This is a genomic window from Desulfobotulus pelophilus (assembly GCF_026155325.1).
Classification (GTDB): domain Bacteria; phylum Desulfobacterota; class Desulfobacteria; order Desulfobacterales; family ASO4-4; genus Desulfobotulus; species Desulfobotulus pelophilus.
The window spans coordinates 140,101-154,679 of the sequence record NZ_JAPFPW010000009.1; the positions used below are offsets into that span (position 1 = coordinate 140,101).

At 49.1% G+C, this 14,579-nt stretch carries 16 protein-coding genes; 10 read left to right on the forward strand and 6 right to left on the reverse strand.

Going from position 1 to position 14,579, the window contains the following annotated elements; translation table 11 throughout:
• The first annotated feature begins 54 nt into the window (after window positions 1-54).
• The 10 genes from OOT00_RS09415 (at window position 55) to OOT00_RS09460 (ending at window position 9,278) form a co-directional block, all read left to right on the forward strand.
• Window positions 55-585 carry an OmpH/Skp family outer membrane protein gene (locus OOT00_RS09415; RefSeq protein ID WP_265425123.1) on the forward strand — a complete coding sequence of 177 codons (531 nt, stop codon included), beginning with the start codon at window positions 55-57 and terminating at the stop codon, window positions 583-585.
• Window positions 582-1,640 carry a UDP-3-O-(3-hydroxymyristoyl)glucosamine N-acyltransferase gene (lpxD, locus tag OOT00_RS09420; protein ID WP_265425124.1) on the forward strand — a complete coding sequence of 353 codons (1,059 nt, stop codon included), beginning with the start codon at window positions 582-584 and terminating at the stop codon, window positions 1,638-1,640. The genes OOT00_RS09415 and lpxD overlap by 4 nt, the downstream gene beginning before the upstream one ends.
• On the forward strand, window positions 1,627-2,085 hold the full coding sequence (fabZ, locus tag OOT00_RS09425; RefSeq protein ID WP_265425125.1) for a 3-hydroxyacyl-ACP dehydratase FabZ: 459 nt from the start codon (window positions 1,627-1,629) through the stop codon (window positions 2,083-2,085). The genes lpxD and fabZ overlap by 14 nt, the downstream gene beginning before the upstream one ends.
• A 9-nt stretch (window positions 2,086-2,094) precedes the next feature.
• Complete coding sequence (gene lpxA / locus OOT00_RS09430) at window positions 2,095-2,868, forward strand: acyl-ACP--UDP-N-acetylglucosamine O-acyltransferase (RefSeq protein WP_265425126.1); 774 nt, start codon at window positions 2,095-2,097, stop codon at window positions 2,866-2,868.
• Between the two features lie 81 nt (window positions 2,869-2,949).
• A complete protein-coding gene (locus OOT00_RS09435) occupies window positions 2,950-3,783 on the forward strand; it encodes an LpxI family protein (RefSeq protein ID WP_265425127.1) in 834 nt (277 codons plus the stop codon).
• A complete protein-coding gene (gene lpxB / locus OOT00_RS09440; RefSeq protein WP_265425128.1) occupies window positions 3,780-4,913 on the forward strand; it encodes a lipid-A-disaccharide synthase in 1,134 nt (377 codons plus the stop codon). Before OOT00_RS09435 ends, lpxB begins: the two co-directional genes overlap by 4 nt.
• A complete protein-coding gene (locus tag OOT00_RS09445) occupies window positions 4,913-6,673 on the forward strand; it encodes an ABC transporter ATP-binding protein (protein WP_265425129.1) in 1,761 nt (586 codons plus the stop codon). The genes lpxB and OOT00_RS09445 overlap by 1 nt, the downstream gene beginning before the upstream one ends.
• Window positions 6,666-7,376, forward strand: a complete 711-nt coding sequence (locus tag OOT00_RS09450) for a phosphatase PAP2 family protein (protein WP_265425130.1) — start codon at window positions 6,666-6,668, stop codon at window positions 7,374-7,376. Before OOT00_RS09445 ends, OOT00_RS09450 begins: the two co-directional genes overlap by 8 nt.
• Window positions 7,377-7,751: 375 nt before the next feature.
• A complete protein-coding gene (locus OOT00_RS09455) occupies window positions 7,752-7,907 on the forward strand; it encodes a hypothetical protein (RefSeq protein WP_265425131.1) in 156 nt (51 codons plus the stop codon).
• Window positions 7,908-7,922: 15 nt separating this feature from the next.
• Window positions 7,923-9,278 carry a KamA family radical SAM protein gene (locus tag OOT00_RS09460; RefSeq protein ID WP_265425132.1) on the forward strand — a complete coding sequence of 452 codons (1,356 nt, stop codon included), beginning with the start codon at window positions 7,923-7,925 and terminating at the stop codon, window positions 9,276-9,278.
• Between the two features lie 97 nt (window positions 9,279-9,375).
• Here the strand turns inward: OOT00_RS09460 and OOT00_RS09465 are convergent, their stop codons facing one another.
• The 6 genes from OOT00_RS09465 to OOT00_RS09490 all read right to left on the reverse strand — a co-directional run.
• Complete coding sequence (locus tag OOT00_RS09465) at window positions 9,376-9,807, reverse strand: hypothetical protein (protein ID WP_265425133.1); 432 nt, start codon at window positions 9,805-9,807, stop codon at window positions 9,376-9,378.
• A 129-nt stretch (window positions 9,808-9,936) separates the two neighbouring features.
• On the reverse strand, window positions 9,937-11,712 hold the full coding sequence (gene recJ / locus OOT00_RS09470) for a single-stranded-DNA-specific exonuclease RecJ (RefSeq protein WP_265425134.1): 1,776 nt from the start codon (window positions 11,710-11,712) through the stop codon (window positions 9,937-9,939).
• Window positions 11,709-12,362: a YkgJ family cysteine cluster protein gene (locus OOT00_RS09475; RefSeq protein ID WP_265425135.1), complete on the reverse strand. Its 654-nt coding sequence runs from the start codon at window positions 12,360-12,362 to the stop codon at window positions 11,709-11,711. The genes recJ and OOT00_RS09475 overlap by 4 nt, the downstream gene beginning before the upstream one ends.
• Window positions 12,363-12,441: 79 nt before the next feature.
• Entirely contained in the window at window positions 12,442-12,861 is a 420-nt protein-coding gene (locus tag OOT00_RS09480) for a MarR family winged helix-turn-helix transcriptional regulator (RefSeq protein WP_265425136.1), read from the reverse strand.
• A gap of 239 nt (window positions 12,862-13,100) precedes the next feature.
• Complete coding sequence (locus tag OOT00_RS09485; protein ID WP_265425137.1) at window positions 13,101-13,676, reverse strand: porin family protein; 576 nt, start codon at window positions 13,674-13,676, stop codon at window positions 13,101-13,103.
• A gap of 360 nt (window positions 13,677-14,036) precedes the next feature.
• The coding region (locus OOT00_RS09490) for an outer membrane beta-barrel protein (RefSeq protein ID WP_265425138.1) at window positions 14,037-14,579 on the reverse strand (543 nt) is incomplete at its 5' end.

A 14,579-nucleotide genomic window follows, 5' to 3' on the forward strand; every position in this document is an offset into this window, starting at 1 on the left:
GAGATGCTGATTACTTGTAACCATAAATCATATAATAGCAAGAGGAGTTGCAGAATGAACAACATAGCCCGTCTCGTACAGGTAATGGTTATTTCCCTGATGATTGCAGGAACATCCATGGCTGCGGATGTAGCCAAAATTGGTATTTTCGATTTTGAAACTTTTTTAAGAAATTCCAAAGCCGGACAACAGGCTAAGGAGCAGGTTGCTGCGGAAGCCCGCCAGCTGGAATCCCAGCTGGAAGTAAAAAAAGAAGAAATAGAGAAGCTTCGGGAGAGCCTGATGCGTGAAGCCATGGTACTTTCGGATGAAGCCAGAGGGCAGAGGGAACGTGATCTGCAGATAAAAGCCATGGATCTCAGGAATATGGAACAGCGGTTTACCCGTAGTTTCAACCAGCAGCAGAATGAAATTATGTCTCGGATTCAGGGTCAGGTCAGGGAGTTGATTCAGGACATCGGAGAGAAGGAAAACTATCTGCTGATTCTTGAAAATATTGGTGTTGTCTATGCCCCGGACCGAGTGGATATTACGGAGCGTCTTATCCAGAAACATGACGAAAAATACGGAAAAAGCGGATCATGACCCGGGTTTTCAGACTTTATGAGCTTGCAGAGGCCTGTGATGCCATAACAGCAGGCGATGCTTCCTTTGAGGTATCAGGAATTGCCCCGCTTGAAAGTGCGGGGCCAGGTGATCTGGCTCTGGCCATGAATGCACAATATTTGCGTCAGGCTGCCTCATCTTCTGCCGGAGCCTTTATTGTCGGGCCAGGGGCAGAATCTGTTCTGCCGGGACGGAACCTGATTCTTTCCAGCAGCCCTTACTGGGCTTTTGCAGCAATCCTCAAGTTGTTTTACCCCGATCCCGCTCCCTGCCACCGTATCCATGCCACAACGGTTGTGGGCCGGGATTTTATGTGCCGGGGCAGACTTTTCACGGATGCTTATGTTGTGATCGGTAATGGGGTGTCTGTGGGGGATGGCTGCAGGATAGGAGCCGGTACGGCGATCGGCGATGGTTGTATGCTGGGTGACCATTGCCGTATTTCTCCCAATGTCACACTGTATCCGGGAACCCGCATTGGCAACCGGGTTCGTATTCACAGTGGTTCTGTCATTGGTGCGGATGGTTTTGGTTTTGCCCCGAAGGATGGACAGTGGGAAAAAATACCTCATTCCGGTGCTGTGGAAATTGATGATGATGTGGAAATAGGAGCTGGCTCTACCCTGGACAGAGGGACTTTTGGCCTTACCCGTATTGGTAGGGGGGTGAAAATTGATGATCAGGTTCACATTGGTCACAATGTTTCCATAGGAGACCATAGTCTTCTGGTGGCTCAGGTGGGTATTGCCGGCAGTACGCGGGTTGGAAAGCATACTGTTCTGGCGGGTAAGGTAGGAGTTTCCGGGCATATTCATATAGGGGATGGCGTACAGGTTGGCCCTATGAGTGGTGTGGCACAGGATGTTCCCGATGGACAGATCGTCAGTGGAAGTCCGGAAATGCCCCATAGGGTATGGCTAAAAGTACAACGCATACTGCCACGACTTCCGGAAATGCGAAAACAGATTGCGGCACTGGAGCGAAGGCTTGATGCTCAGATGAGAGAAGAGGAACCCGGCCATGACGGTAGATGATAAAGGGTTGGTGACGCTGGAGTTGGTTGACATAATGAACTATCTCCCCCATCGTTATCCTTTTCTTCTTGTGGATAGAGTGGTCTCGCTGGAGGTGGGAAAATCCATTTGTGCAATCAAAAATGTTACCGCAAATGAGCCTTATTTCAGCGGTCATTTTCCGAACTTTCCCATCATGCCCGGTGTACTGATTCTGGAAGCCATTGGTCAGGCAGGGGGGATTCTCGCTTACGCTTCATGGCCGGAAGACCAGAGACGCTTTCCGCTTTTTTTTACGGGTACGGACAGAGCGCGTTTTCGACGAAAGGTTGTTCCGGGCGATCAGCTCTGTATGGATGTGGAACTTATTAAATTGAAATCCAGAACAGTAAAGATGCATGGTGTGGCCACTGTCAATGGTGCAAAGGCCGCAGAGGCTGATTTTATGGCTGTTCTGGGGGATTAGGAATAATGTATGGCTATTCATCCTACTGCCATAGTGGATGCAGGTGCAGAAATTGGCGATAATGTGGAAATTGGACCATTTGCCATTATAAAAGACAATGTATGTATTGGTGCCCGAACACGTATAGGTGCCTATGTAATGATTGATCACTACACGGAAATAGGCCCGGACTGTGTGATTTATCCTTATGCTGCGGTAGGTGGTGATCCTCAGGATCTTAAATTCCGGGGAGAAAAGTCATGGCTGAAGGTTGGCCGTAAGACCATTATCCGTGAATTTGCCACTCTGCACAGGGGAACAGGCCTGGGGGGAGGGCTTACTTCGGTCGGAGAAGAAAACCTTTTGATGGCTTATTGTCATGTAGCCCACGACTGCCACACGGGAAAGGCTGTCATACTGTCGAATAATGCCACGCTGGCAGGCCATGTTACCTTGGGAGATCATGTAATTGTGGGGGGACTTGCAGCCGTTCATCAGTTTGTCAAAGTGGGAAATCATGCATATATCGGCGGAAAGTCTGCCGTTGTGAAAGACATTCCCCCTTACGTGATAGCATCAGGAGATCGCGCTACCCTCCATGGTCTGAACAAGGTTGGCCTGCGCAGGCGAGAGTTCCCAGAAGAAAGTTTAAAACATTTGAAGCAGGCATACAGAATTCTTTTTCGGTATGGTCTAACCTTGAAAGAAGGGATTGAGAGGGTCCGGGCTAGCGTTGAGCCTACGCCGGAAGTCTCTGCCTTTATTGATTTTATTAAGAATTCGGACAGGGGCATAACCCGATGATCCGAGCGGAGAAAGGAGAGGTTGCGTCCCTTGGACAGCGGCGACCCTGGCAGTAGATGCCAGCATGAAAAACGTGTTGGTGTGATTGCAGGAAATGGTTCTTTTCCGTTGACTTTCGTAAAAAAAGCGGTAGCAGAGGGTTTTTTCGTTGCCACTGTAGCTTTCCGTGGAGAAGGTCACCCTGCCCTTGAAAATCTGTCTCAGGCATTTCGTTGGATATATCTGGGGCAGATAAAAAAAATTATTCGTTTTTTTAAAGAAAAGAATGTGGATACCGTCGTTATGATGGGGGGTGTCCGTAAAACACGAATGTTTGTGGATGTGAGGCCGGATATTCTTGCCATTCGTGCCATGGCACGAATGCGTCACAGCCATGATGATGGTGTTCTGAGAGTGTTTGCCGATATTCTGGATGAAAACGGTATCCGTGTAGTGCACTCAACAAGTCTGCTCCCGGAGCTCTTGTCTCCGGTCGGTAAGTGGACCCGTTCCCCTCTTCCATCTGGAGTTGAGGCAGATATTCTCATTGGCTGGAAAGTTGCTCGTTGCATTGGAGAAATGGATGTGGGGCAGTGTGTGGTGGTGGGTGGCGGTTCCGTTCTCGCTGTGGAAGCCATTGACGGTACGGATGCCACCATTCGCAGGGGGGGAGAGCTGGGTCGGGGAGATGCGGTTCTCGTCAAGCTTTCCAAGCCTGGGCAGGATATGCGCTTTGATGTCCCCGCCGTAGGTCCGGAAACCATAAAGGTCATGGCAGAGTCCGGGGTTCGGGTACTGGTTCTTGAAGCAGGAAAAACTCTGGCGCTGGAGAGAGAAGACCTTGTGAGGGAGGCAGATCGCTCTGGCATCAGTGTGCTGGCCCTTAATGGTCCGGATGATCTGGCAACGCTGGCAGCTGATAAGGGGGTTGCATGAACCGGACTGTGATGCTGGTGGCAGGGGAAGCTTCAGGAGATCTTCACGGAGCGGCACTGATACGTGCCATGAAGGAAAAAGATCCCTGTATTTTTTTCTGTGGTATCGGCGGAGATCAGATGCGCAGGGCCGGTATGCGGCCAGTGATTGACAGTGCTGGCCTTGCTGTTATGGGGCTTACGGATGTACTGGCAAGCCTGCCGCGAATCCGCAGGGCTTATAAGACGGCTGAATTGATTTTAACTGCATTGAGGCCTGACCTGCTTGTTTTAGTCGACTATCCAGGGTTTAACCTTCGTCTTGCTGAAGAAGCCAGAAAAAAGGGGATTCCCGTTCTTTATTACATCAGTCCAAAGGTATGGGCGTGGCGGTCCTCCCGTGTTCAGAAGATAGCCGAGCGCGTGGACAAGCTGGCCCTGATTTTTCCCTTTGAACTTTCCTGGTTTCAGGAAAGAGGAGTGGATCAGGCTGTTTATGTGGGGAATCCACTTATGGACCAGGCTCCGGATTTCCGGGAGCTGAGACCCGATGATGTGGTGGCGGAGAGCCCTGTCATCGGACTTCTTCCGGGATCACGCCCCGGAGAAATCCGCAGGATGCTCCCAACGCTTTGCGAGGCTGCTGATCTGATTTCGGAAAAAATTCCCGGTGCCCGTTTTGTTCTGTCGGCTGCTCCTGGAACCCATCTGGCAGATATACAGGCATGGGCGGCGGCATCCGGTGCACCAAGCCATATGGATGTAGTGAGTGGTGCTTACCCCGTTCTGGATGTTGCGGATGTTGTTGCGGCCGTATCCGGTACGGTAACTCTGGAGGCGGCTCTGGCAGGTGTGCCAGCTGTGCTGGTTTACCGAATGTCTGCTATCAGTTATGCTGTTGCCCGCAGGGTTGTTAGAGTGCCCTATGCAGGGCTCGCCAATCTGATCGCCGGCTCTGAGATTATGCCCGAATTACTTCAGGAAAATGCTACACCAGAAAAAGTCTGTGAAGCTGTTTCAGAGCTTCTCCTGAATGCGGCATACCGCAGGCGGCATCATAGGGGACTGGCTGAGGTCCGTGCGGCCCTTGGTGGCCCCGGAGTGGCCGAGCGGACAGCCGAACTGGCTTTTTCGATGATGGGAGATTTTTGATGGGGTTCCGGCTTGAAGACCGGCATAAAAAAGTGCTGGCCCTGGTAATGGAAAGTAAGTGGCGGCTTGCCATAGCCATGCTTTCCATGTTTCTTGTCTCATTGACAACGGTTGCATCCGCCTGGCTGATCAAACCCGTTCTGGATGATATTTTTCTGGAACGGGACATGGTGAAGCTCTATATGATTCCCATTGCAGTTCTGGTGGTTTTTGTAATTCGTGGTATCGGCATGTACGGCCAGGAATTTTTTTTGAATTATGTGGGGCAGATTATTATCCGGCATTTTAGAAATGCTCTGTATGACCGAATTGTTGATCTCCCCTTGCGGTTTTTTCAGTCTGAGCGCACGGGCGTACTGATGAGCCGTATCACCAATGATGTGAACTTGATACGGAATATGGTTTCCAATGTGGTTACCAGTTCTCTCAGGGATTTTTTTACTATTATTTTTCTGATAGTCTATACCTTTTATCAGATATGGAGCCTTGCCCTGATAGCGTTTCTTGTACTTCCTGCCGCATTTTATCCTGTTATTTACTTTGGAAGGAAAGTACGAAAAACAAGCACGGGTTGTCAGGAAGCCATGGCTGACATGAACGCCTTTCTTCATGAGACGTTTGCAGGCAATAAAATTGTGAAGGCGTTTGGCATGGAAACCTATGAAAAAAAACGTTTTCATGAGAAAACCAGTACCCTTTTTCGTCTGGAGATCCGTCAGGCCATTGCTAAATCCATGTCTTCTCCGGTGATGGAAGTTCTTGCCGGTGTGGGGATTGCCTTTATTATATGGTATGGGGGGTCACGTGTCATTGAAGGTGCGTATACACCAGGAACTTTTGTTTCCTTTCTGGCTGCTGTACTCATGCTCTATGATCCGGTAAAAAAAATGAGCAAGCTGAATAATGCTCTGCAGGAAGGTCTTGCTGCCGTAGACAGAATTTTTGAAATTCTTAATGAAAAATCAGAAATACGGGAAAAGGAAATCCCTCTGCTCCTTCAGGATACAAAGTCCTACGATGTATGCTTTAAGAATGTATCTTTTGCCTATACCGATGACGGGAAAAAGGTCCTTGACGATATCAGCCTTGAAGTTCGCTCCGGAGAGGTATTGGCACTTGTGGGAATGAGTGGGGGGGGCAAAACATCTCTTGTCAATCTGATCCCAAGGTTTTATGATGTGATATCTGGTTGTATTTGTATCGGCGGAGTGGATATCCGGGATTTTTCCCTGTCTTCCCTTCGTTCACGCATTGCTGTTGTCACCCAGGAGCCGATCCTGTTCAATGACAGTATTCGGGCTAATATTGCCTATGGCCGGTCATCCGCTACTACGGATGAGATTGAATACGCAGCCCGGGCAGCCTTTGCCCATGATTTTATCTGCCGAATGCCCAATGGATATGACACTCATATTGGTGAGTTGGGTAGTCGGCTTTCAGGGGGTGAAAAGCAGCGGATTTGCATTGCGCGAGCACTTGTCAAAGATGCTCCTGTCCTGATTCTGGATGAAGCAACATCCGCACTGGATACGGAAGCGGAGCAGCTTGTGCAGAAGGCCCTGGACAATCTGATGCAGGGCCGGACAACCTTTGTGATTGCCCACCGTCTTTCCACCATTACAGGGGCGGATTCCATTGCCGTTCTGGTGAATGGTCATCTTGTGGAAAAAGGTCATCATGATGCCCTGCTGGCAAAAAACGGGGCTTATGCAAAGTTGTATCGTATGCAGTTTGCAAGCAAAGAGGATATGGATGGATAGAATCTTTACCCGTACGGCAGATTGGTTTTTTAAGCCCGGCTTATTTTGCCTTTCTCCTTTCTTTGTTTTGTCATTTCTGTTGTCCGTATTGTTTTTTCTTGCCTGGCCTCAGGTTGATATCTGGTTCTCTTCTCTTTTCTGGACTCCGGAGAAGGGTTTTTTTCTTCGGGATCATGTTGTGTTTCGTCTTATTTATCTGTCCGTTGAATGGATATCCTATGGTATGGGTGTCTTCCTTCTTCTGTGGGCTTTTGCATACGGGCTTCATCCTTTTGTGCGAAGAATGGGAGGAGGCCGTTTTCTCTGCTCTGCCCTCCTTCTTTTTGTGCTGGGACCGGGGCTTGTTGTCAATCTGATATTCAAGGACCATATGGGGCGTGCTCGCCCTGCCCAGATTGAGGCATTTGGAGGACAGGCGGATTTTGTTCCGCCCTTTGTTTTTTCCAGGGAGTGTGAGCGCAACTGCAGTTTTGCTTCCGGTCATGCTTCGGTTGCTGCATGGCTTCTTTGTCTTGTTCTTCTTTTTAATGGATATGGGAAAAAAGTTCTGGTTTTTCTTGCCGGACTGTATTTTGTTCTGGTCGGCATGGGACGAATTGTGCAGGGCGGTCATTTTTTAAGTGATGTCATTTTCGCTTTTCTTCTTGTTTATGTGGTTGCGGCCCTTCTCCAATGGTCCTGCATAAAAAAACCGGCAGGATAAGTAACGGGTGTGTTGCAATGTTTTTTCTGGCGCTTCGGAATTTTCCGGGGCGTTTTTTTTTGCCTGTCGGATTTATGCGAGTAGCTGCGATGTATGCCTCGGGGTTCAGAAATATGGTTTTATTGGCCTGTTCATCATGTCGGGCTCAAATGATTCAATGGAAAAATGCACAGTATCGAATGGAGTCGGTTGGATTTTGTATTTGATCTGTTTGAGAAAAACATAGAAAAACAGAGAAAATTAAAGATAATAATCTTTTTTATTCTTCTAAACTGCTTTAAATGGTCTGTGGAATTGACAATCATTATATTAAAGCTTAATTTGATAATAGATTCGAATTGTATGGCCAGAATAAATAATGGACACAAAGGAAATATGGATTGGGAACGGTGTTTCTCGAAAAACTTTGGGTCCATGGAATTTTTTGTCGTGTTTTTTCTGGCCCGTATCTTTGATGCGGTGGCTGCGATTTCATGGTTTCCGGTAGTATCGGAAAAGGGAAGGGCGGCCCTGCCGCTGTCCCGGAATTAAAAAGGAGGATGGTTCATGAACACATCCAGCACCAGACCCCGCTATCGCCCTTATACGTTAAAAAATCTGCACGAACTTCCTCCGTACGATGTCATTCCGCCGCATCGTATGAGAGACATAAAGCTTGCTGCCAGGGTTTTACCTTTCAGGGTAAGCAATTATGTGGTTGACGAGTTGATAGACTGGGATCGTATACCCGATGATCCCATGTTCCAGCTGACCTTCCCCCAGCCAGAAATGATCCCAGAGTCAGATTTTCGCCGTCTCAGGAGCTGTGCTGCATCCGGTCACGAATCCGTTGCAAAGGCTGTGGTGCAGAAAATTCACATGGGTATGAATCCCCATCCGGCTGGCCAGATGGATTTGAATGTACCTGTGCTGGACGGTGAGCTTCTGAGCGGTATGCAGCATAAATATGAAGAAACGGTGCTGTTTTTTCCTGCTCAGGGTCAGACCTGCCATAGTTACTGTACCTATTGTTTCCGATGGCCCCAGTTTGTTGGGCTTGACTCGGCCTTTCGTTTTGCCTGTAATGATGAAACATTGCTTCCCCGCTATCTGAAAGAGCACAGAGAGGTTACGGATGTTCTTTTTACCGGTGGGGATCCCCTGGTAATGCATGCCCGGCTTCTAGAAAAATATATTCGCCCCCTTCTTGATAAGAAGCCCGGCAATCTGAGCAGCATTCGCTTTGGTACAAAAAGTCTTGCGTACTGGCCCTATCGCTTTACGGAAGATAAAGATGCGGATGACATAATCCGGCTGTTTGAAGAGATCATAAAGGCCGGGTATCATTTGACTGTTATGGCCCACTTCAGCCATGACAGAGAGCTTTCCACTCCGGCCGTGGAAACAGCCATGGCCCGAATAAGGGCTACGGGTGCTCAGATACGCTGCCAGGCTCCCTTGATCCGTCACGTAAATGATACAGCCGAGGTGTGGTCATCCATGTGGAAGCGGCAGATTGCCCTGGGAGCAATTCCCTACTATATGTTTATAGAAAGAGATACGGGGCCAGCAGGCTATTTCAATGTTCCTCTCATGGAGGCCTATCGTATTTTTACGGAAGCTTACCGCGGGGTTTCAGGACTTTGCCGCACAGTACGTGGACCATCCATGTCGGCTGGGCCTGGTAAGGTTCTGATGGATGGTGTGGCAGACATAGGTGGAGAAAGGGTAATGATTCTTAAATTCATACAGGCAAGAAATCCTGCATGGGTGAATCAGGTTTTTTTTGCCGCATGGAACCCCTCCGCGCACTGGCTGGATGATTTACAGCCTGCTTTTGGAGAAAAGTCTTTTTTTTACGACGCAGAATACAGGCGTATGCAGGATGCATTGAGAAGGCGAAGGGAAGGCGTAGCTGCCTGAAGCTTCATTCTGGTACTATCTTTACTATCAATACCCCCCATGACAGACTGGCTGCATGGAGGGTATTTTGTTTGGGAGCATAATGATGATAAGGGTTTCAGGCTTTTTCCACTGCCATAAAGCGTTCCACAAGTGGGTGGATGCAGTGGTAAATGTCTTCATCTGAGCCGTAGATGTCTACAACGTCCCGATTTTTTATGAGGTCTTCTATCACAAAAGCAGTAAGATATAAAGTGACCACATTGGGATTGGCTACGACCTGACGGTAGGGAGCAATTTTGAAGTCCAGATCAAAATCTTCCATGGAGGCGAGTCTTTCAAGCCCTTGAGCGATTTGTGCCTGAAGTCCGTTTTTGTTTGTGGTTTCAATAATTTCATTTTCCACAAGCTTCATGGAAACGGTATTGCTCAGCATGTCGGCGTGGTTACGCACCATATGCAAGGCCTGCCCCCGCTCCCGTTCTTTGGAGGATTCTATCCTGGAGAGGATTTTTGATTCACGGTTACTCGGGCGAAAAACCTTTGCCATTGAATGACCTCTGCGGGTTATGGTGTAAGTGACAAGTGCAGGGTATCGGCGGGATACCGTTCCCTGCGTCAGTAATTCTGTATCATAGGGAAAGGCTTGTTCCGACGCAAGAAAAAATCTTTGTTTTTTTCAGCACCAGGCTTCGATCTGTATCTGCACACTGTCTGTTTGGCCCCATTCTTTCCGGATGCGGAAGAGGCAGGTTTCAAGGTGACGGGGGAAGTAGCTGTTTTTGTTCACTCCAAAGACGACAGCAGGCATTTTTTGTGTGCGGATGCATGTTGGCTGCCGTAGTACAAGCCGTCGGTGATTGCCCTGTTGGCCCATGGGAGTACAGCTGATGACTTCGAGATTTTTGGCTGCGAAAATTGGCGCCGGATTTTCCATGCCAAAGGGTCCAAGAGCCTCTATTTCTGAAAGAAGCAGAGGGGTAAGGGAATCCAGAGTCACCAGGGCATCAGCCATAATAGGTGGGGGGATTCCGATGCTGTTATGGCAAGGGTGCAGCAGGGAGCAGAAGTGCTTTTGAAAGGCAGCAAGATTTTTATGCGAAATCCGAAAGCCTGCAGCCATGCTATGTCCACCATATTGTTCCAGCAAGGCACTGCAGTGGGTGAGGGTGGCATAGAGATCGATACCCGGTATGCTGCGGCCGGACGCCTGTCCGTATCCGTCTTTCATGGCTATGAGCAGGGCGGGTTTATGGTAGCGACGTACCAGTCTGGAAGCAACGATACCGATAACTCCGGGAGACCAGTCCTCACTGTGAAGAATAAGTGCGGGCTGATTGGAAAGGGAAGGTTTTTTCTCCAGTTCATCGGTGATCGGAATAAATATTCTGTTTTCTTCATTCTGTCTGGCGGTGTTCAGTCTGTCCAGTTCCAGCGCAAGAGGCATGGCCGTTTCAAGGTCGGGAGCACAGAGCAGACGAGCAGCGAGTTCGGGATGGGCCATGCGGCCTGCTGCATTGATTCTGGGTGCCAGCCGGAAGGCAATGGATTCACTGTCTATTGCCTCGCTGTGGATGCCGGCAACCCGGCACAGGGCCTGGATGCCCGGGCGTGGATTTTTGCGGATAACAGTGATGCCTGCGTGTACAAGGATGCGATTGACACCGGTGAGAGGTACGAGGTCGGCGATGGTTCCAATGGCAACAAGGTCTGTTTCCGGAAGCAGGGAAGGTTCTGGAAGGGTGTGCTGCCAGAAACCAGATTCCCTCAGTTTTTTTCGTATGGCCATGACAAGGTAGAAGGCAACACCGACTCCTGCCATCTGTCGAAGTCCCGATGGGCAATCAATTCGTTGGGGATTGACAACGGCTATGGCGTCCGGGAGCTCAGGGCCTGGTCTGTGATGGTCCGTGATGACAACATCGATTCCGGCTTTGCGTGCCTCTCGTATGGCCTCGTGACTGGAGATTCCACAGTCAACAGTGATGATCAGTCGGGTGCCGGTTTGGGTGAAGGCAGGAATATGAGAAGCCTTAAGTCCGTATCCTTCCTTTTCCCTGTGAGGCAGATGGAAAGCTGTTTTTGCGTTCAGGCGGGAAAGAAAGCCATAGAGTAGGGCTGTAGAGGTTATGCCATCGGCGTCATAATCGCCAAAAACGACAATGGATTCCCTTTGGGTTATGGCCTGTGCTATGCGATCCGAAGCCCGGTTGAGATCCTGAAGGGTATCGGGGTTGGGCAGTTTCTGAATGGAGGGGTAGAGAAAATCCCTGAGAGAGCGGATACCCGTGAACCCCCTGCCTGCCATAATGGTGGCTGTGAGAGGGAGACAGCCAGATGCACGTACCAGCCGTTCTATGACGTCGTCGTGGACGGAACGAAGGTGCCAGAGCAGGCCATTTTTTGAAGAGGCTCCGTCCGGAGTATGTCTGAATGAAGGAGGGGGCAAGGTCATTTTTTTGTTTGATCATGTACGGTCATGGTACGGACAAGCTCTGCCCATTTTAGACTTTGCAGTTCTTTAGCAGCATCATGCTGCAGCCTCTTTTTGATAATTTTTCGGCGGTCTCCGGCTTTAGTAATACCATAAAAAGGAAGCATATGGAAAAAGGCTTCATCCATATAGTCTTGCATGGGTACCATTACGTCTTTTCTTCGTGTGTAAAAAGCATCTTCTCCTTCGGCGCAAGGAGTGGAAAAAACGTTAAAATGGCGGCAGGCTAAAGGCCTCATGGGGTGAATGGAGCAGATTGTTTCCACAAGAAAGGCACAGGGATCTCCGGGTTGATAAGACAAAAGTTTTTTGGCGAGTTTTTCACGCAGGGGGTTCGGCATTACTTCTGTTGCGTACCATGATATGCCCACAAGCTCTATGGGGTAGACAGGGATGGAACGGTGTGTGATGCAGCAGGAGGCGCATCCCATGGAGCAGGCCAGTTTTTTGCCTTTGGTTTCTTCTCTGTGAATGGCGGCTGCAACCCCTTGATCCGCAATGTAGAAGGCATCCAGCAGCATGGGCAGCCAGCTGTGGTTGGCTTCACTCACAGGAAAAGTCAATCGCTTGATGTGATTGGCAAGTGGCAGATCGGTGCGTTTTTTTGCCATAACAGCCCCCTGGGGTACAGAATGTAATGGTCGGCAGTCTCATTTTTCTGCCTGCTGTACATGCCATACGGTTTAACGGTTACGCTTCCACATAAATATCTTTGAGGAGCCGTTTAAGGATGATTCGTTCTTCCTGTGAGAATGGTTCCATTATTTCCTGTGAAACCCGTTCTCTGTCTTCGTGGAGGGCCTGTTGATTGCTTATGGCCATTTCTGATAAGGAAACACGGATAACTCTTCTGTCATCCGTATCGCTGGTTTTATGAATCCAGCCTGATTCTGAAAGCCGTTCGAGGACTCCGGATACGGTAGCATTGTCAAGGATAAGCCGTTTGCCGATTTCTCCTGCCGTGAGTCCGTTTTCATTATAAAGGGCTTCAATCACCAGTCCCTGAACCGGAGTGAGTCCATACGGTTTAAGGTAGCGCTTGAGCACACCCTGTGCCCTCTGGTTGGCTTTGGCCAGAAGAAAGACAATAAAATGTTGATAACTTGGCATGGGGTTCCCGGCGATTCCGCCGGATATCCGGCTGGCTGAGGTAGATGGATGGAAACAGGATGGTTTCCTGTTTCACGTTGCTCAAACTTTTAAGGAGATATGGCCTGTCTGTCAAGGCGAAGAACTGGCAGGGTGGGTTTTTCTGTTTAGAAAAAAACTGTAAAAGAGGCTGTTCCCGTTCTGAGGAGAGGCTCGGAGCGGGAACAGGGCCGATGGCACAGGGCAGGTTATTCTACAATTCAGAATCGGTATTTGAGGCCAAGGTGCCAGGTGAAGTAGTCGATATCATCGAGGCCATCATGCCCTCCCACATACCCTGCCGCACCTTCCAGTATCCAGTGATCCGTAAGGCTGCGTTCAAGTCCCATGGCCAGCTTTCCGCAGGCACGGGTACGGTTGCTGACATAGCCGGGTGTTTTTATCTCGCCGGACTTGAAGTTAACCGTTACGTCCATAAGTCCTACGCCAACTCCGAGATAGGCTCGGGTAACATCTCCAAAGGGAGGATAGTATTTCATAAGGAGAATATAGGTGTTGATGTCAAGGCTGTCTTTGGAAAAAGGGTTATCCACATCGAATTTGCGCATGTGGTCAAACTGGAATTCCGTTGCCAGAGCGTCTGTCCAGCGATAGCCGATATTGGCATGAGCCGCAAAGGTGTTGTCCTGGTCCGGATCCACATTAAAGTTTTCCACTGCATATCCAATGGCCGCTCCCACTGTGAAGGGTTTGTCCACGGAAGAAGCAGCTGCGGAAAAAGGCAGCGTAAAACAGCAAAGAGCCAAAACAACAGAGCCGAGAATCCAGTTGCGCATGGGTGGGCCTCCTTGAAAAAGTCATGGGGAAAAAAGATGGTTCCTTTTTGGGAGCAAGGAACTGATTTTCATTTCTGCAATGTCGATACCATATGAATATATAATCACTTTTCGAATATAAAATCTATTTTTTTCTTCATTCTGTTCTTGTTGTCATCTTCTAACAATTTTATTTTATGTGTGTTTGGGTGTGCTTCTGCTGTGCGGTGGGGTTGAAGGTTATGGGTACTCTCATGCTCTCTTTGATGTGGCTGTCCGGTCCGTTTACAAAAGAGCTTTGTAATCTGAATGGAAGTGTCTGTTTTTTTGGCACCTGGCATTGTGAGATGGTGAAAGGGGGAGGAGTGTTTCATTTTAGCATCAGAAAAAATGAGAAACAACCAGACGCCATGCAAAAAAATCAATGTCGGAAAGGCTTTCCATGCCACGGAAATAGGCGGATTCCGCTGTGATGGAATATCTGTCTGACAGGCTGTGTCTGAGCCCGACTACCAGCTCCGCCGCTCCCCGTGTGACTTCTCTGTTTTCCTGTTTCATTTTATCGATATCGGCACTTTTGGCTCGCAGGAGGCCTATTCCTGCTCCCAGATATGGGCGGGTGTCACCATTGGCTTGAGGTTCATAGAGGAGGCGAAACATGGCACTGCGGGTATGGATTTTTCCTTTGGACAGGCTGTTTCCGACATCAAGGTTCCGAATTTTTTCCCCGGTTACCTGAAGGGTCCAGTTGTTGTCTGTGTGCCAGGACAGTTCGCCTCTCAGGCTGGGAGCAGGATCGTTATGGTTGCTGCTTCCAAAGGAATCCATGGCCATGCCGCCGCCGATACCGACAGAAAAGGATGGCAGAGAATCCGTCTGAGCGGAGAGGGGGATGAAGAAAGTAAACGAAAGGATCAGTAAAAA